Origin of the sequence: Streptomyces sp. NPDC038707 (assembly GCF_040636485.1) — a bacterium.
Lineage (GTDB): Bacteria > Actinomycetota > Actinomycetes > Streptomycetales > Streptomycetaceae > Streptomyces.
In genome coordinates, this window is the sequence record NZ_JBEZUP010000001.1 from 262,077 (window position 1) to 282,065 (window position 19,989).

The 19,989-nt window shown below is 76.7% G+C and carries 1 protein-coding gene; it reads left to right on the forward strand.

What is annotated here, in order from left to right:
- The first annotated feature begins 8 nt into the window (after positions 1-8).
- A complete protein-coding gene (locus AB0E62_RS01260; RefSeq protein WP_362186213.1) occupies positions 9-19,967 on the forward strand; it encodes a non-ribosomal peptide synthase/polyketide synthase in 19,959 nt (6,652 codons plus the stop codon).
- Positions 19,968-19,989 lie beyond the last annotated feature (22 nt).

The following is a 19,989-nucleotide window of genomic DNA, read 5'->3' on the forward strand; positions in this document are numbered from 1 at the left end:
CGACGACCATGACGTCTTCGACCCCTTCCCCCGCCTCCGGCCCCGCCGGCTCCTCCTCCGGCGCCGCCAGGTCCTCCGGGGCCACCCCGTCCGTCGGCCCCTCCCGGCCCACCGGCCCCGCCCGGTCCGCCGCGGGCTCCGGCGCGTCCCGGCGGGACCGTGCCGAGGCGCTGCCCGAGGAGATGCGGGAGGCGCTGCGCCGGCGCCTCGCCGGCCGGGCCGCCGGCGGCGCCGCTCCGGCCGCCCGGCAGGCCATCCCGCACGCCGGCCGGGACCACCCGCTGCCGCTGTCGTTCGCCCAGCAGCGCCTGTGGTTCCTGGACCGGCTGCGGCCCGGCGACGCCCGCTACAACAGCGCGGTCGCGGTCCGCTTCACCGGCGCGCTGGACCACGAGGCGCTGGGCGCCGCCCTCGCCGCCGTCGTGGCCCGGCACGAGGCCCTGCGCACCACCTTCGAGGAGACCGACGGCCGCCCCGCGCAGCGCGTCCACCCGGCGGGCCCAATCCCGCTCCCGGTCCGGGACACGAGCGACCTGGACGCGGACCTGCTGGCGGAGTACGCCCGCCCCTTCGACCTGCGGCACGGCCCGCTGCTGCGCGCCCTGCTGCTGCGCGAGTCGCCCACCGCGCACGTCCTGCTGCTGACGGCCCATCACATCGTGACGGACGGCTGGTCGATGGGCGTGGTGCTGGACGAACTGTGCACGGCCTACGACGCGTCGGCGCGCGGCGCCGCCCCCGGGCTGCCCCCGGTGCCGACGCAGTACCCGGACTTCGCGGTGTGGCAGCGCGCACAGTTCTCCGGGTCCCGGCTCGACCGCGAACTCGCCCACTGGAAGGGCAGGCTGGCCGGGACGGTGGCGCCCGAGCTGCCGCTGGACCGGCCGCGGCGCGGCGAGGAGGCGGGCGAGGGCGCCGTGCACACCTTCACCGTGCCGGCCCCCCTGACCGCGCGCCTGCGCGACCTCGCGGCCGAACGGCACAGCACCCTGCACACCGCCCTGGTCGCCGCCGTCCAGGCCCTGCTGGCCCGCTGGTCCGGGCAGGACGACATCGCCGTGGGCTCCCTCACCCCCGGCCGGCCCCGCACCGACCTGGAACGGACCGTCGGCTTCTTCGTGAACACCGTCGTGCTGCGCACCCCGGTGGACACCGCCGCATCCTTCCGGGACCTGCTGACGAAGGCCGCCGACACGGTGAGCGACGCCTTCGCACACGGCGACACGCCGTTCGAACGGATCGTGGAGGCGGTGGGCGCGCCCCGTGAGGCCGGCCGCAACCCGCTGTTCGACGTGATGGTGCTGCTGCACCCCGCCCCGCCCGCCGCCACCGCCCCGCACGGGCTCGCCGCCACCCCGGTCACCGTGCCCCGGCGGGCGGCCACCTTCGACCTGAGCATCGAGTTCGTGCCGGACGGCGCGGGCCTGACCGGGCTGCTGGAGTACCGCACCGACCTGTTCGACGCCGGCACGGCCGAACGGCTGGCCGGACAGCTGCTGCGGCTGCTCCAGGGCGCGGCCGAGGCACCGGACCGCCCACTGGACAGCCTGCCGCTGCTGTCCGAGGACGAGCTGCGCCAGGTCCTGCACGACTGGAGCGCCGGCCCGCGCCTGCCCCTGCCGGACGCCACCCACGCGGAACTCCTCCAGCGCCGGGCGGCCCGCACCCCGGACGCCCTCGCCCTCGTCGCGGGCGGTGAACGGCTGGACTACGCCACGCTCAACGCCCGCGCCAACCGGCTCGCCCACCACCTCATCACGCTCGGCGCCGGCCCCGAACAACTGGTGGCGCTGCGGCTGCCGCGGACCGCCGACATGATCACCGCGATCCTCGCCGTGTGGAAGGCGGGCGCCGGCTATCTGCCGCTGGACCCGGCGCTGCCCGAGGAACGCGTCCGGTTCCTGCTGGACGACGCCCGCCCCGCCCTGGTCCTGGACGAGGCCGCGCTGCGCGCCGTACCCGCGACCGCCCCGGACACCGACCCCACCGACGCCGACCGGCACGCCCCGCTGGACGCGGAGCACACCGCGTACGTCATCCACACCTCCGGCTCCACCGGCCGGCCCAAGGGCGTCGCCGTGCCCCACCGCGCGGCGGCCCACCTGCTGGCCGCGCACCGGTCCGGCTTCGTCGCCGAGGCGGGCGGCGGCCCGCTGCGGGTCGCGCTCACCGCGTCCTTCTCCTTCGACACCTCGCTCGAAGGCGTGCTGCTGCTGGCCGACGGCCACCCGCTGCACCTGGTCGACGAGGACACCCGGATGGACCCGGCCGCCCTGGTCGAGTACGTGGTCGAGCACCGCATCGACTTCCTCGACGTCACCCCCTCCTACCTGCGGCAGCTGCTGCCCGCCGGGCTGCTCACCGATCCCCGGCACCGCCCCCGCGTCCTCATGCTCGGCGGCGAGCCGGTCGGGCCCGCGCTGTGGCGGGAGCTGGCCACCCACCCGGACGTGACCGCGCACAACTTCTACGGCCCGACCGAGTGCACGGTCGACGCGCTGTCCTGCCGCATCGACGGCCGTGACCGCCCGCTGGTGGGCCGCCCCCTGCCCGGACTGCGGGCGTACGTCCTGGACGCCCGGCTCCGGCCGGTCCCGCCCGGCGTCGGCGGCGAACTGTATCTGGCGGGCCCGCAGCTCGCCCGCGGCTACACCGGCCGGCCGGGCCTGACCGCGGCCCGCTTCCTCGCCGACCCGTTCGGGGCGCCGGGGGAGCGGATGTACCGCACCGGCGACCTGGCCCGCTGGACCGCCGACGGCCGCCTGGACTACCTCGGGCGCGCCGACGACCAGGTCAAGGTGCGCGGTCACCGCATCGAACCCGGCGAGATCGAGGCCGCCCTGCTCGCGCTGGACGGCATCGCCGCCGCCGCGGTCGTCGCCGTGCCCGACCCGCACGGCCACACCCGCCTGGCCGCCTACGTCGTGCCCGCGCCCGGCGCGCCCCGGCCCGCCCCAGCCGACCTGCGCGCTGCGCTGCGCCGGGTGCTGCCCGAGGCGCTCGTGCCGTCCTCCTTCACACCGCTGGACGCGCTGCCCCTGACCACCAGCGGCAAGCTGGACCGCCGCGCCCTGCCCGCCCCCGAAAACCCCGTCCGGGAGCGGGAGTTCACCGCTCCGCGCACCCCCGAGGAGGAGACCCTCGCCGGTATCTGGGCCGAGGTGCTCGGGGTGGACCGGGTGGGGGTCACCGACAACTTCTTCGAGCTGGGCGGCGACTCCATCCTCAGCATCCAGGCCGTCTCCCGGGCCCGCGCCGCCGGGCTCCGCATCGGCTCCCAGGACGTCTTCCGGCACCAGACGGTCGCCGACCTGGCCGCCGCCGCGAGCCGCCGCACCGCCGCCGTGCCCGCGCCCCGGCGCCCCCGGGAGGACGGGCCCGCCCCGCTCACCCCCGTCCAGGAGTGGTTCTTCGCCACCCACGGGCCGCTGCGCCACTTCGCCATGTCGATGCTGCTCGACCTGCCCCGTGACCTGGACGCGGACGCGCTGGAACGGGCGCTCGACGCCGTGGTCGCCCGCCACCCGGCCCTGCGCACCCGCTTCACCCGCACCGGGGACACCTGGCGGCAGCACCCCGGCACCGGCCCGGCCGGCGGGACGCTGACCCGCTGCGCCCCCGGCACCCCGCCCGCCGAGGCGGCCCGGGCCGCCCGCGCCGCCCTGGACCCGGCCGCCGGCACCCTGCTGCGCGCCGCCCTGCTCACCGGCGGCACGGACCGCCCGCGACTCTTCCTCGCCGCCCACCACCTGGCCGTCGACAGCGTCTCCTGGCGGATCCTGCTCACCGACCTGGAAACGGCCTACCGGCAGGCCGTGACGGGCGAGGAACCGCACCTGGAGCCCGAACACACCCCGTTCACCGCCTGGGCACGCGAACTCGCCGATCTGGTCCGGGCCGGCGGCCTGGACGACGACCTGCCCCACTGGACGCGGCAGACCGCCGAACCGCGCACCCCGCTCCCCGTCGACCTGCCCGGCACCCCGCTCGCCGGATCCGTGCGCACGGTCCGCACCCGGGTGGACCGGGCCACCACCGAGGCCCTGCTGCGCAAGGTGCCCGGCGTCTACCGCACCCAGGTCAACGACGTGCTGCTGAGCGCGCTGGGCCGGGTGCTGGCCGACTGGGCCGGCACCGACCGGGTGACCGTGGCCCTGGAGGGCCACGGCCGCGAGGAGGACCTGGTGGAGGGCGCCGACCTGTCCCGCACGGTCGGCTGGTTCACCACCCAGTACCCGGTCACCCTGACCCCGGCCGGCCCGGACGACTGGGGGACCACCCTCAAGTCGGTCAAGGAACGCCTGCGGGCCGTGCCCCGCCGCGGACTCGGCTACCAGGCCCTGGGCCACCTCGGCTCGCCCGCGCCGGCCGCCCGCGCGCTCGGCGGACTTCCGCTGCCCGAGGTGTGCTTCACCTACCACGGCCAGTGGGAGGCGTCCGCCGGAGGGGACTTCGCGCCCGTCGCCGACGTACCCGGCGGCGACCTGGACCCCGGCGCGCCCCTGGACCACCTCCTGGACGTGTCCGCCCTGGTCGCCGACGGGGAGCTGGAGATCACCTGGCACTACAGCGACCAGGTGCACCACACCGGCACCGTCCGCCGGCTGGCCGACGGCATGGTGGCCGCGCTGGCCGCCGTCGCCGAGCACTGCGCCCGGCCCGGCGCGGGCGGCCGTACCCCCTCCGACTTCCCGCTGGCCCGCCTGGACCAGGCCGCGGTGGACCGCCTCGCCGGCGACGGCCGGGACGTGGAGGACCTGCTGCCCCTCACCCCGCTCCAGGAGGGCATGCTCTTCCACCGGCTGGTCGGCGGACCGGACGACGTGTACGTGGACCAGGCCGCCCTCCTGCTGGAGGGTGTCACCGACCCCGACGCCCTCGCCCTGGCCTGGCAGCGGGTCACCGACCGAACCCCGGCCCTGCGCACCTCGGTGGTGTGGGAGGGCGTACCGGTGCCGCTCCAGGTCGTCCACCGGCACGTCACCGTGCCCGTCGGACAGGTGGACTGGCGGGGGCTGGACGCGGGGGAGCGGGCCGCACGGCTGGAGCGGCTGCGCGCCGACGACCTCGCCCGCGGCCTGGACCTCGGCACCGCACCGCTGATGCGGCTCACCCTGGTCCGGCTGCCCGACGCCCGGGTGCAGCTGCTGTGGACCTCCCACCATCTGATCCTGGACGGCTGGAGCCTCGCCCAGGTGCTCACCGACGTGTTCGAGGAGTACGCGGCCCTCACCACCGGCACCGCTCCGCGGCCCCCGGCGCGGCGGCCGTTCGGCGACTATGTGCGCTGGCTGGCCGGCCGGGACACCGAGGCCGCCCGCGCCCACTGGCGGACCGTCCTCGCCGGGTTCGCCACCCCCACCCCGCTGCCCGCCGACCGCGTCCGCCGCCCGGGCCACGAGACCCGCTCCGGCCAGGTGCACACCGCCGCCCTGTCCGAGGAGGTGTCCGCGCGCCTCGTCCGCACCGCCCGCGCGGCCGGGCTCACCCTCGGCACCGTGGTGCAGGGCGCCTGGGCGCTGCTGCTGTCCCGCTACGCCGCCGAGCCGGACGTGCTGTTCGGCACCACCGTCTCCGGACGCCCCGACGACCTGCCCGGCGCCGAGTCGATGGTCGGCATGTTCATCAACACCCTGCCGACCCGTGTCCGCGTGGACGACACGGGCACCGCGACCGACTGGCTCCGGCGGCTCCAGGAGGAGCAGGCCGAGGCCCGGCGGTTCGCCGACGTGTCCCTCGCCGAGCTGACCTCGCTGAGCGACGTACCCGCCGGCAGCCCGCTGTTCGACAGCATGGTCGCCTTCGAGAACTACCCCTTCGACGAGGCGCGTTCGGCCACGGCGGGCATCCGGCTGGCCGACGTCTTTGCCCGCGACGCCACCAACTACCCGCTGGTGCTGCGCGCCTGGCAGGGCGAGCGGTTCGGCTTCGACCTCGCCTACGACCCCGAGCTGTTCGACGCCCCGACCGTACGCTCCCTCGCCGGCCGGCTGTGCCTGCTGCTCACCGAGCTGGCCGCCGGCCCGGACCGCCCGCTGCGCGCCCTCGCCTGGACCACGGCCGAGGAGCGGCGCCGGATGCTGGCGGACTGGAACGGCACCGCGGCGGGCCGGCCCGACGGTACCCTGGACGCCCTGTTCGCCGCCCAGGCCGCCCGCACCCCCGACGCCGAGGCCGTCACCTGCGGCGCCGAACGGCTCGACTACGCCACCCTGGACGCGCGCGCCGGACGGCTCGCGCACCGGCTCGCCGAACTCGGCGCCGGCCCCGAGGCGTTCGTCGCCCTCGCCCTGCCCCGCTCCACCGACCTCGTCGTGGCCGTCCTCGCCGTCCTCAAGACCGGCGCCGCCTACCTGCCCATCGACCCCGCCCTGCCCGCCGAACGCGTCCGGAACCTGCTGGCCGACGCCCGGCCGAGAGCGCTGGTCACCACCGGGCGGACCCTGGCCGGCACCGGCGTACCCCGGCTGTCACTCGACGACCCGGAGGTGCGCGCCGACCTGGCCCGCCGCCCGGCCGCCGGCCCGCCCCGCCGCGCGCTGCCCGAGAGCCCCGCCTACGCCATCTACACCTCCGGCTCCACCGGCCGCCCCAAGGGCGTCGTCGTCCCGCACGCAGGCGTCGTCCGGCTGTTCACCCGCACCCGGGACTGGTTCGGCTTCGGCCCCGACGACGTATGGACGCTGTTCCACTCCTACGCCTTCGACTTCTCGGTGTGGGAGCTGTGGGGGCCGCTGCTGCACGGCGGCCGGCTGGTGATCGTCCCCGAGGACACCGCCCGTTCCCCGGAGGACTTCCTGCGCCTGCTCGCCGACGAACGGGTCACCGTCCTCAACCAGACCCCCTCCGCGTTCTACCCGCTGGTCCGCGCGGACGCCGAACTCCCAGAGGTGAGCGGACGGCTGGCGCTGCGCACGGTGGTGTTCGGCGGCGAGGCGCTGGACGTCGCCCGGCTCGCCGACTGGTACGCCCGCCACCCGGACACCGCGCCCCGCCTGGTGAACATGTACGGCATCACCGAGACCACCGTGCACGTCACCTACGCCCCGCTGGACGCCGAGGCGGCCCGCGCCGGCACCGCGAGCCCCATCGGCACCGGCATCCCCGACCTCAGGCTCTACGTCCTCGACGGCTCCCTCCGGCCGGTGCCGCCCGGCGCCGTGGGCGAGCTGTTCGTGGCCGGCGAGGGCCTGGCCCGCGGCTACCTGGGCCGCCCCGGGCTCACCGCGACCCGCTTCCTCGCCGACCCGTTCGGACGGCCCGGCACCCGCATGTACCGCACCGGCGACCGGGCGCGCTGGCGGGCCGACGGCACCCTGGAGTACCTGGGCCGCGCCGACCAGCAGGTCAAGATCCGCGGCTACCGCATCGAGCCCGGCGAGATCGAGGCCGCCCTGCACCACCACCCGGGCGTGGGCGCGGCCACCGTCGGCGTGTACGAGGACGCCGCCGGCACCCGCCGCCTGGTCGCCCACGTCGTCGGCACCGGCACCGGCGACCGTGCCGTACCACCCCCGTCCGCCGCCGAACTCCGCGCCTACCTGGCCGAGCTGTTGCCCGCGCACATGGTGCCGGCCGCCTATGTGCCGCTGGCCGCGCTGCCGCTCACCGTCAACGGCAAGCTCGACCGGCGCGCCCTGCCCGCGCCCGGCCCCGACGGCTTCGCCGCCGACGCCGGCCGGACCCCGCCGCGCACCCGGGCCGAACGGCTGGTCGCCGCCGCCTGGACGGACGTCCTGGACACCGACGAGGTCGGCGCCGACGACGACTTCTTCGCCCTCGGCGGCGACTCCATCCTCGCCGTCCGCGTCACCTCCCGGCTGCGCGCCGCCTTCGGCACGGAGATCTCGCCCCGGCTGCTGTTCACCCACTCCACCCTGTCCGCCCTCGCCGCCGCGCTGGACGAGCCCCGCCCCGCGGACACCGCGGACGCCGTCCCGGCCACCGACCCGGCCGCCCCGGCCCCCCTGTCGTACGCCCAGCAACGCCTGTGGTTCCTCGACCGGTTCGAGCCGGGCGGCACCGCCTACACGACCCTGTCCGTGCTGCGGCTGCGCGGCCACCTGGACACCGGCGCGCTGCGCACCGCGCTGGACGGCCTGGTCGCCCGGCACGAGGCACTGCGCACCACGTTCGCCGAACACGACGGCCAGGCACGGCAGTCCGTGCACCCGCCACGGCCCGTCGACCTCCCGGTGGACGACCTGCCGGACGCCGCCGCCCTGGACGCCCTGCTGGACCGCGAGGCCGCCACCCCCTTCGACCTGGCCTCGGGACCGCTGCTGCGCGCCCGGCTGGCCCGGTTCACCGCCGACGAGCACGTGCTCGTCCTGGCCGTCCACCACATCGTCACCGACGGCTGGTCCGGCGGTGTGCTGGCCCGGGACCTGGGCGAGCTGTACACCGCGGCCCTGGAAGGCCGCCGCCCCGCCCTGCCCGGACTGCCCGTCCGCTACGCCGACTACGCCGCCTGGCAGCGCTCCCGCGCCGGGCGGACCGAGTCCGACCTCGCCCACTGGCGTGCGGCCCTGGACGGCGTGACCCCGCTGGAGCTGCCGACCGACCGGCCGCGCCCGGCCGTCCGCACCCGGGAGGGCGCCCTGCTGACGTTCACCCTGCCCGCCGCGCTCACCGAGCGGCTGCGCGCCCGCGGCCGGGAGACCGACGCCACCCTCTACATGACCCTGGTGACGGCCTGCCAGGTGCTCCTCGCCCGCTGGGCGGGCCAGGAGGACGTCACCGTCGGCACCGTCACCGCCGGCCGCGAGAAGGCCGAACTCCACGACGTCGTCGGCATGTTCGTCAACACGCTGGTACTGCGCGCCCGGGTCCGCCCCGAACTGTCCTTCCGGGAGCTGCTGGCCGAGGTGCGCACCACAGTCCTGGAGGCGTTCGCCCACCAGGAGGTCCCCTTCGAACGCGTGGTGGACGCCGTCCAGCCCGAGCGGGACACCAGCCGTACCCCGCTGTTCCAGGTCATGGTCGCCCTGCACAACCTGGACGCCGAGCCGCCCCGGCTGCCCGGCCTGACGGTGGAACCGGTCACCCCGCCGGTGCGCACCGCCACCTTCGACCTCGCCTTCGACTTCGTGGAGACCGGCGACGGCCTCACCGGCCATCTGGAGTACAGCACCGGCCTGTTCGACCACGGCACCGCCGAACGCCTCGCCGCCCGGCTGCGCGTCCTGCTGGAGGCCGCCGCCGAGGACCCCGGGCAGCAGGTGGGCCGGCTGCCGCTGATGACCGGCGACGAACGGCGCCAGGTGCTCCGCCACGGTCAGGGCGCCCCGCTGCCCGCGCCGGACACCACCTTCCCCGCCCTCTTCGAGGCCCAGGCCGCCCGCACCCCCCGCCACACCGCCCTGGCCGCCCGCGACACCACCCTGGACTTCGCCGCGCTCAACCGGCGCGCCAACCGGCTCGCCCACCACCTCATCGCCCGGGGCGCCGGCCCCGAGGACGTCGTCGCCGTACGCCTGCCGCGCACCACCGACTTGATGGTCGCCCTGCTCGCGGTCCTCAAGGCGGGCGCCACCCTGCTCTGCCTCGACCCCGGACTCCCCTCGGCCAGGCAGGACCTCCTGCTCGCCGACACCCGCCCGCACACCCTGCTGACCGGCCTCGACGAGGTGCCCTGGGACCGGCTGCCCGACCACGACCCGACCGACGCCGACCGGGTCCGGCCCCTGCTGCCCGCGCACACCGCCTACCTCGTCCACACCTCCGGCTCCACCGGCCGCCCCAAGGGCGTCGCCGTCGAACACCGGCACCTGGTCAACCTCTGCCACGACCACCGCGAGGGCCTGCTTGCCCCGCACACCGCGGACGGGCGACGGCTGCGGGCCGCGCTCAGCGCCTCCTTCTCCTTCGACACCTCCTGGGAGGGGCCGCTGCTCCTCGCCCTCGGGCACGAGGTGCACCTGATAGACGAGGACGTGCGCCTGGATCCGCAGGCGTTCTGCGCCCAAGTCGCCGAACACCGCCTGGACCTGGTCAACGTCACCCCGTCGTTCCTGCGCGAACTCACCGCCGCCGGACTGCTCGCCCCCGGCCGCCACCACCCGCGCCTGCTGCTCGTCGGCGGCGAGGCCGTCACCCCGGCGGACTGGCACGAACTGGCGCGCACCGAACGGGACCTGGGCGTCGCCGTGTACAACATGTACGGGCCCACCGAGTGCACCGTCGACGCCGTCTACGGCCGCGTCGCCGACCGGCCCGACCGCCCCGTCATCGGCCGCCCCGGCGGCGGCCTGCGCGCCTACGTCCTCGACGGCGCCCTCAGCCCGGTGCCGCCCGGCGTGCCCGGCGAGCTGTACCTGGCCGGGGCGCAGGTGGCCCGCGGCTACCGGAACCGCCCCGGCCTCACCGCCGCCCGCTTCCTCGCCGACCCCTTCGGGGCGCCGGGGGAGCGGATGTACCGCACCGGGGACCGGGCCCGCTGGGACCGGGACGGGCTGCTGGAGTTCCTCGGCCGGGTGGACGAACAGGTCAAGATCCGCGGGTTCCGCATCGAGCCCGGCGAGGTGGAGGCCGCCCTGCTGGACCACCCCGACATCGCCGACGCCGCGGTGGCCGACCGGGAACACGCCGGCCGGCTCATGCTCGTCGGCTATGTGGTGCCCGCCGCCGGCCGGGCCCCGTCCGCCGACGCCCTGCGCCTCGCGCTGCGCCGCACCCTGCCCGACCACCTGGTGCCCACCGCGTTCGTCCCGCTCGCCCGCATCCCCCGCACCACCAGCGGCAAGACCGACCGGCGCGCCCTGCCGGCCCCGCCCGCGCAGCCCGACAGCACCACCCCGTACGTCGCCCCCCGCGCCGGCACCGAGGAACGCCTGGCCGCCATCTGGGCCGAGGTGCTCGGCGTCGAACGCGTCGGCGCCCGCGACAACTTCTTCACCCTCGGCGGCGACTCCATCCTGAGCATCCAGATCGTCTCCCGCGCCCGGCAGGCCGGACTCGCCCTCACCACCAAGGACGTCTTCCGGCACCAGACCGTCGGCGAACTAGCCCTGCGGGTGAAGGAGTCCACTCCGCACGCGGCCGTGCAGGAGACCGGCGAGGCACCGCTGACCCCGATCCAGCACTGGTACCTGGACGGCCGCGACCCCGCCCGGCCGCTGCGGTTCACCATGACCCAGCGCCTGGAACTGGCCCCCGGCACCCGCTCCCCGGCCCTGGAGCAGGCCGCCCACGCGGTCCTGGGCCGGCACGCGGCCCTGCGCACCCGGTTCCGCCACACCCCCGACGGCTGGCGCCAGGAGGCGCTGCCCGACGCCCCGGACGGCGTGTTCACCCGGCACGACGTGGCCGCGCTGGACGGCCCGGCGCTGGAGCGCGAGGCCCAGCGGCTGACGGAACAGGCGCAGGCCGCCCTCGATCCCACGGCCGGGCGGGTCGTCCGCGTCCTGTTCCTCGACCGGGGCCCGCAGCGCCCTGGCCAACTCGTCGTGACCGCGCACCACTTGGTGATCGACGGGGTGTCCTGGCGGATCCTGCTCGCGGACCTGGAGGCCGCCCACCGGGCGGCGGCGGCCGGCCGGCCCGCCGGCCTGCCCGCCACCGGCACCCCCTACGGCCACTGGGCCGCCCGTCTGGAGCGGCACACCCGCTCCGGCGCCCTGGACGCCGACCTGCCGTACTGGACCCGCACCGGCACGGCCCCCGCCGAACTGCCCGCCGGACGCCCCGGGCCGAACACCCACGGCACCGCCGCCACCCTCACCGTCACCCTGGACGAGTCCGCCACCGACGCCCTGCTGCGCCGGGTCCCCGAGACCTACCGCACCCAGGTCAACGACGTCCTGCTCAGCGCCCTCGGCCGCACCCTGGCCCGCTGGTGCGGACGCGACACCGTCCTGCTGGGCGTGGAGGGCCACGGCCGGGAGGAACTGTTCGAGGACGTCGACCTGTCCCGGACCGTCGGCTGGTTCACCGCCGAGTACCCCCTGGCCCTGCGCGTCGCCCCGGACGCCGGCTGGCACGACACCCTCCGCTCGGTCAAGGAACAACTGCGCGCGGTCCCGCTGCACGGCCTGAGCCACGGCGCCCTGCGCCACCTGGTGCCCGGCAGCCCGCTCGGCGGCGCCCCGGCACCGAAGGTCGGCTTCAACTACCACGGCCAGTGGGACACCGACGGCACCGACGGGCTGTTCCGCGCCGCGCTGCCCCCGGCCGGCCGCGACACCGACCCGGACGAACCCCGCCCCTACCTGCTGGACATCACCGGCGTCGTCCAGCACGGCCGCCTCGAACTCGGCTGGACCTACCCGGCGGCCGTCTACGACGAGGCCACCGTCCGCCGGCTCGCCGAGGACACCCTCACCGCCCTGCGCGAGATCACGGAGCACTGCGCGGGCCCCGGAGCCGGCGGCCGTACCCCCTCCGACTTCCCCCTCGCCGGCCTCGGCCAGGACCAGCTCGACCGGCTCGTCGGCACCGGCCGGCACGTCGAGGACGTGCTGCCGCTCACCCCGCTCCAGTCCGGCATGCTCTTCCACGGCCTCGTCGGCTCCGAGCACGCCTACTTCGACCGCACGGCCGTACGGCTGTCCGGGGTGGCCGACCCGGGCACCTTCGCCACCGCCTGGCAGCAGGTCGCCGACCGCACCCCGGCGCTGCGCACCAGCGTCCACTGGCAGGGCCTGCCCCACCCCGTGCAGGTCGTCCACCGCCACGCCCGGCTGCCCGTCACCCACCTCGACTGGCGCACCCTGACGCCCGCCGAGCGCGCCGAGCACACCGAACGGCTGCTCGCCGAGGACCGCGCGGCCGGCCTGGACCTCACCACCGCACCGCTGACCCGGCTCACCCTGGCCGCCCTGCCCGGCGACGAGGTGCTGCTGCTGTGGTCCACCCACCACATCGTCCTCGACGGCTGGAGCACCGGGCAGCTGCTCACCGAGGTCTGCGCACGCTACGCGGCCCTCACCGGCGGCCCCGAGGAGGCACCCCCCGTGCGGCGGCCCTTCGCGGACTTCCTGCACTGGCTGCGCACCCAGGACGAGCCGGCCGCCGAACGGCACTGGGCCGAGGCGCTCGCCGGATTCACCGCCCGCACCCCGCTGCCCTACGACCGCACCCCCGTCGAGGCCCACCGCGCCCGCTCCGCCGCCGCCGTCCACCACGAACTGGACGCCGGGGTGACCCGGCGGCTGCGGGAGGGCGCCGCCCGCGCCGGACTCACCGTCAGCACCGTCGTGGAGGGCGCCTGGGCGCTCCTGCTGGCCCGCTCCGGCGGCCGGGACGACGTGGTGTTCGGCACCACCGTCTCCGGCCGCCCGGCCGAACTGCCCGGTGTCGAGGGCATGATCGGCATGTTCGTCAACACCGTGCCGACCCGGGTACGGATCCCCGCCGGACCGGTGCTGCCCTGGCTGCGCGACCTCCAGGAACGGCAGAGCGACGCCCGCCGCTTCGACTTCCTCGCGCTGCCCCGCATCCAGGCCGTCAGCGAAGTACCGCCCGGCGAGCCGCTGTTCGACAGCATGGTGGTGTTCGAGAACTACCCCGTGGACGAGTCGGCGACCGCCCGCACCGGCATCCGCGTGGAGGAGGTGCGCGCCGACGACGCCACCACCTTCGCCTGGTGCCTGCGCGCCCACCTCGACGAACGGCTCGGCTTCGACCTGGCCTACGACCCCGCCCTGTTCGACGCCGGCACCGCCGAGCGCGCCGCCGGCCGGCTGGCCGCGCTGCTCACCACCCTCGCCGACGGCTTCGACACCGGCCTGGCCGGCCTGGACCTGCTCACCCCGGCCGACCGCGAACAACTGGCCGCCTGGAACACCACCGTCCGCCCGGCCGACCCGCGCAGCCCCGTGGACCTGTTCGCCGAGCAGGCCCGCCGCACCCCGGACGCGGTCGCGGTCCACGACGGCGGCCTGGAGCTGACGTACCGCGAACTGCACGCCTGGGCCGGGACGCTGGCCGGCCGGTTGCTGGCCGGCGGACTGGCGCCCGAGGGCCGGGTGGCCCTGCTGATGGACCGCTCCGCCGAACTCGTCGTCGCCCAGCTCGCGGTGCTCCTGGCCGGCGGCGCCTACGTCCCCGTGGATCCCCGGGCGCCCGAGGAACGCCGCCGCACCCTGCTGCGCCGGGCGGACGCGGCCACCCGCCTCACGGCGGCGGACGTTGCCGCGGCCCGTACCGGTGCGGCGGGCCACCGGCTGCCGCGCCCCGACCCCGACCGGCTGGCCTACGTGATGTTCACCTCCGGCTCCACCGGGCTGCCCAAGGCCGTCGCGGTGCGGCACCGGGACGTGGCGGCGCTGGCCACCGACAGCCGGTTCGGCGGCGGGGTGTGCGACCGGGTGCTGCTGCACTCGCCGGTGGCGTTCGACGCGGCCACCTTCGAGGTGTGGGCACCGCTCCTCAACGGCGGACGCGTGGTCGTCGCGCCCGGTGACACCGTGGACGCGGCCCTGCTGCGCCGGCTCGCCGACGGCGGCGGGCTGACCGCGCTGTGGCTGACCGCCGGGCTGTTCCGGCTGCTCGCCCAGGACGCCCCCGACTGCTTCCGGGGCCTCAGGCAGGTGTGGACCGGCGGCGACATCGTCCCCGCCCCGGCCGTGCGCCGGGTGCTGGCCGCCTGCCCCGGCCTCACCGTCGTCGACGGGTACGGCCCCACCGAGACCACCACCTTCGCGACCTCCTTCGCCCTCACCGACCCGGCCGCCGTGCCCGGCACCGTCCCCATCGGCCGGCCGCTGGACGACATGCGGGCCCACCTCCTCGACACCCGGCTGCGCCCCGTACCGCCGGGCTGCCCGGGCGAGCTGTACCTGGCCGGCGAGGGCGTCGCGCGCGGCTACCTTGGCCGCCCCGGGGAGACCGCCGCCCGCTTCCTCGCCGACCCCGCCGGCCCGCCCGGTGCCCGCATGTACCGCACCGGCGACCTGGCCCGGCGGCGCCCGGACGGCACTCTGGAGTTCCTGGGCCGGGCCGACGACCAGGTGAAGATCCGCGGTTTCCGGGTCGAGCCCGGCGAGGTCGAGGCCGCGCTCGCCGCCCACCCGGGCGTGACGGACGTCGCCGTCCTGGCCCGCGAGGACCGGCCGGGCGCCAAACGGCTCGTGGCCTATGTCGTCGGCGAGGCCGGCCGGGACGCCGGGGAGCTGCGGGCCTTCGCCGCCCGCACCCTGCCCGACTACCTCGTGCCCACCGCCGTCGTCCCGCTCGCCGCGCTCCCGCTCAGCCGCAACGGCAAGGTCGACCGGTCCGCCCTGCCCGCCCCGGAGGCCCTGCCGGGACGCACCCGGACCGAGCCCCGCACCGAGGCCGAGCGCCGCGCGGCGGCCGTCTTCGCGGAGGTGCTGGGCAGCGAACCGCCCGGGGTGGAAGACGACTTCTTCCAGCTCGGCGGCGACTCGATCCTCAGCATCCGGCTCGCCTCCCGCCTCGCCGAGGCCTTCGGCACCGACGTCACCCCGCGCGCCGTGTTCACCCACCCCACGCCGGCCGCCCTGGCCCGCTTCCTCGGCACCCGGCGCGGACCCGGCCGGCCCGCACTGGTCCCGGTCGCCCGCGACGCCGTCGCGCCGATGTCGCACGCCCAGCAACGCCTGTGGTTCCTCCAGGAGTTCGAGCCCGGCGGCGCGGAGTACACGACCGCGCTCGCCCTCCGGCTGCGCGGCACCCTGGACACCGGCGCGCTCCGCGCCGCCCTCGCCGCCGTGGTGGCCCGGCACGAGACCCTGCGCACCACCTTCGACAGCGTCGACGGGCACGGCGTCCAGATCGTCCACCCGCCCCAGGACGTGCCGCTGCCCGTCCGCGACCTCTCCCGCCTCGCCGAGGGCGCACGCGAGCCGGCGCTGCGGCGGCTGCTCGCCGAGGAGCGGGCCCGCCCCTTCGACCTGCGCGAGGGCCCGCTGCTGCGGGCCGGCCTGGTCCGGCTCGCCGGGCAGGACCACGTCCTCGTCCTCACTCTGCACCACATCGTCACCGACGGCTGGTCCACCGCCGTCCTGCTCGGCGACCTCGCCCACCACTACCGCGCCGGACTCGGCGTGCCGCAGCACGACCTGCCGCCGCTGCCGGTGCAGTACGCCGACTACGCGCACTGGCAGCGCACCGCCGGGGACAGCGACGCCGACGAACACCTCGCCCACTGGAAGGAGCGGCTGGCCGGCACGGCACCGCTGGAGCTGCCCACCGACCGGCCCCGCCCGCCGGTGCGCACCACCGCCGGCGCGACCGCCCGGCTGACCGTGCCCGCCCCGGCCGTCACCCGGCTCACCCGGCTCGCCCGGGACCACGGCACCACCCTGTTCACCACGCTCGTCGCCGCCGCCCAGACCTACCTGGCGCGGCTGTCGGGCACCGAGGACATCGCCGTGGGCACCGTCACCTCCGGCCGCGACCGCCCCGAGACCCAGGGCCTGGTCGGCTTCTTCGTCAACACCCTGGTGCTGCGCTCCCGGGCCGAGGCCGCACGCCCGTTCTCCGCGTTCCTCACCGACGTACGGCAGACCGTCCTCGACGCCTTCGCCCACCAGGACGTGCCGTTCGAGCGGGTCGTGGACGCCGTCCAGCCCGAGCGGGACACCAGCCGCAGCCCGCTCTTCCAGGTCATGGTCGTCCTCCAGAACACCCCGGCCGCCGCCCTCGACCTGCCCGGCCTGGACGTCACCGACGTCGAACCGGAGTCGGAGCAGGCCGCGTTCGACCTCACCGTGGAGTTCGCCGAGACCGGCACCGGCGCCCTGCACGGCCTGCTCACCTACAACACCGACCTGTTCGACGCGGCCACCGCCGAACGGATGGCCGCACAGCTCGGCACCCTGCTGCGCGCCGTCGCCGACGACCCCGACCGCCCGCTCGGCGCCCTGCCGCTCGCCTCCGACGACGAACTCAGGGCCCTGTCGGCGCACGGCCGGGGCACCTTCGGCCCGGTGCCCGAGTCCACCCTGCCCGCCCTGTTCGAACGGCAGGCGGCCCGTACCCCCGACGCCGTGGCGCTGATCGACGGCGACCGGGAACTGACGTACGCCGAGGCCGACCGGGCGGCCAACCGGCTGGCGCACCGGCTCCTTCGCGACGGCGTCGGCCCGGAGCGCGTGGTCGCCCTGGCGCTGCCCCGCTCGGCGTCGGTCGTCGTGGCCCAGCTCGCCGTCGCCAAGGCCGGCGGCGCCTTCCTGCCCGTGGACCCCGACTACCCGGCCCCCAGAAGGGAGTTCATGATCCGGGACGCGGGCGCCCACCTGGTCCTGGGTGACCCGGCCGAGGTGTGGACCGCCGACGGACCGGACACGGCGCCCACGGACGCCGACCGCGCCACCGCGCTCACCCCCGCCCACCCCGCCTACGTCATCTACACCTCCGGCTCCACCGGCACCCCCAAGGGCGTCGTGGTCACCCACCGGGGCCTGGCCTCCTTCGCCGCGGCAGCCGCCGGACAGTACGCGGCGGGCCCCGGCGACCGGGTCCTCCAGTTCGCCTCCCCGAGCTTCGACGCCTCCGTGCTGGAACTGTGCGTCTCCCTGCTGAGCGGGGCCGCCCTGGTCACCGGCGAGGAAGGACCACTGGTCGGGGAACGGCTCGCCGAGGTGCTCGCCGGACGGGAGATCACCCACACCCTGATCCCGCCGGCCGCGCTGGCCACCGTACCGCCCGAGCACGCCGCGGCCCTGCCCCGGCTGCGCACCCTGATCGTGGGCGCCGAGGCCTGCCCCGCCGACCTGGTCGACACCTGGGCCCCCGGCCGCCGCATGATCAACTCCTACGGCCCCACCGAGGCCACCGTGGTCGCCACCTGGACCGGCCCGCTGACCCCCGGCGCCGGCACCCCGTCCATCGGCCGCCCCGCCGGCGCCACCCGCGTCCAGGTGCTCGACGCCGCCCTGCGCCCCGTACCGCCCGGCGTCACCGGCGAGCTGTACGTCTCCGGGCCCGGACTGGCCCGCGGCTACCTGGGCCGGCCGGGACTGACCGCCCAGCGGTTCCTGCCCGACCCGTCCGGGACGCCGGGGGAGCGGATGTACCGCACCGGGGACCTGGTCCGGTGGACCGCCGACGGCCGGCTCCGGTTCGCCGGCCGCGCCGACGACCAGGTCAAGCTGCGCGGCTACCGCATCGAACCCGGCGAGATCGAGAGCGCGCTGCGCCGCAGCCCGCTGGTCCGGGACGCGGCCGTCGTCGTCCGCGCGGACCAGGCCGGCGCACCGGCCCGGCTCGTCGCCTACGTCGTTCCCGCGGAGCCGTCCGGCACCGCCCTGCCCGTCGGCGAACTGCGGGTGCACCTGGCCGGGTCGCTGCCCCCGCACATGGTGCCGTCGGTCTTCGTCCCGCTGGAACGGCTGCCGCTCACGCCGAACGGCAAGACCGACCGCCGGGCCCTGCCCGCGCCCGGCCCCGCCCAGGCCGCGGACGGGCCGCGCACCGCACCGCGCACCGACACCGAACGCCGGATCGCCCGGATCTGGGCGGACGTGCTGGGCATCGCGGACGTCGGCGCCGACGACAACTTCTTCGCGCTCGGCGGCGACTCCATCCTGAGCATGCAGGTGGTCTCCCGGCTGCGCCGCGACGGGCTGCACGTGGCCACCCGGGACCTGTTCACCCACCAGACCGTCGCCGACCTCGCCACCGTCGTCCGCACCGCGCCCCGGCGCTCCGCCGAGGGCCCGGTCACCGGCGAGGTGCCGCTCACCCCGATCCAGCACTGGTTCCTCACCACCCCGCGCGCCGCCCACCACCACTTCAACCAGTCGGCGCTGCTGGAACTCGACGGCACCCCCGACCCGCGGGCCCTGCGCGCCGCCCTGGACGCGCTGCTGGAACACCACGACGCCCTGCGCATGACGTTCACGCAGGAGGAAGGGAGCTGGCGGCAGTTCAACCCGCCGCCCGCCGCCGGCCGGGACCTCCTCGTCCGCCACGACCTGACGGGCCTGTCCGCCGAGGACGCCGACGCGGCCATGGCCAAGGCCGCCGACGAACTGCACGCGAGCTTCGACCTGGCCCACGGCCCGCAACTGCGCGCGGCCCTGTTCACCGGCGCGTCCGGCCGGCCCGCGTTCCTCCTCCTCGTCGCCCACCACCTGGTCGTGGACGCCGTCTCCTGGCGCATCCTGCGCGATGACCTGGAGGCCGCCTACCGGCAGGCCCGCCAGGGCGGCCCGGTCACCCTGGGGGAGCGGAGCACCAGCTTCCGGGAGTGGTCCCGGCGGCTCGCCGCACACGTCGCCGAGGGCGGCCTCGACCACGAACTGCCCTACTGGGAGCAGGCGGTGAGCACCGAGGAGCCCCCGGCCCCGGCCGCCGACCCGGCGCCGGCGGCCACGGTGAGCGTGGAACTCGACGAGGCGGACACCACCGCCCTGCTGCGCTCCGCGCCCACCGCCTACCGCACCCGTGTCAACGACGTGCTGCTCGCCGCCCTCGCCCTCGCCCTCGCCCGCTGGACGGGACGCGACCGGGTCCGCCTGGACCTGGAGGGACACGGCCGCGAGGACCTCCTCGACGGTGTCGACCTGACCCGCACCGTCGGCTGGTTCACCACCGTCCACCCGGTCGCCCTCCAGGTGCCCGACCCCGGCCGCCTCGGCCCGGACCGGGACTGGCGGACGCTGGTGAAGTCGGTGCGCCGCCAGCTGCGCGCCGTGCCCGGCGGCGGCATCGGCTTCGGCGCGCTGCGCACCTTCGGCCCGCCGGAGGTCCGCGAACGCCTCGGCGGCACCGCGCACAGCCAGGTGGTGTTCAACTACCTCGGCCAGTGGGACGCCCGCCCCGACACGGCCGACGGCGGCCTGGTCCGCGCCGAACACGGCTCGTTCGGCCAGGACCACGACCCCCGGGACCCCGGCTCCCACCCGCTGGAGGTGGTCGGCGCCGTCCAGGACGGCCGGCTCGCCTTCACCTGGCACCACCGGCCCGGCGTCCACGACACCGCGACCGTGCGCCGGGTGGCCGAGGAGTTCGCCACCGCCCTGCGCCACCTCGCCCGGCACGCCCGGACAGGCCGGTGACGGTCCCGCACTCCGGCGCCCC

What these genes read in the sequence shown, in the direction of transcription:
- AB0E62_RS01260 (WP_362186213.1), top strand. Translation starts at nt 9, where the DNA reads ATGACGTCTTCGACCCCTTCCCCCGCCTCCGGCCCCGCCGGCTCCTCC.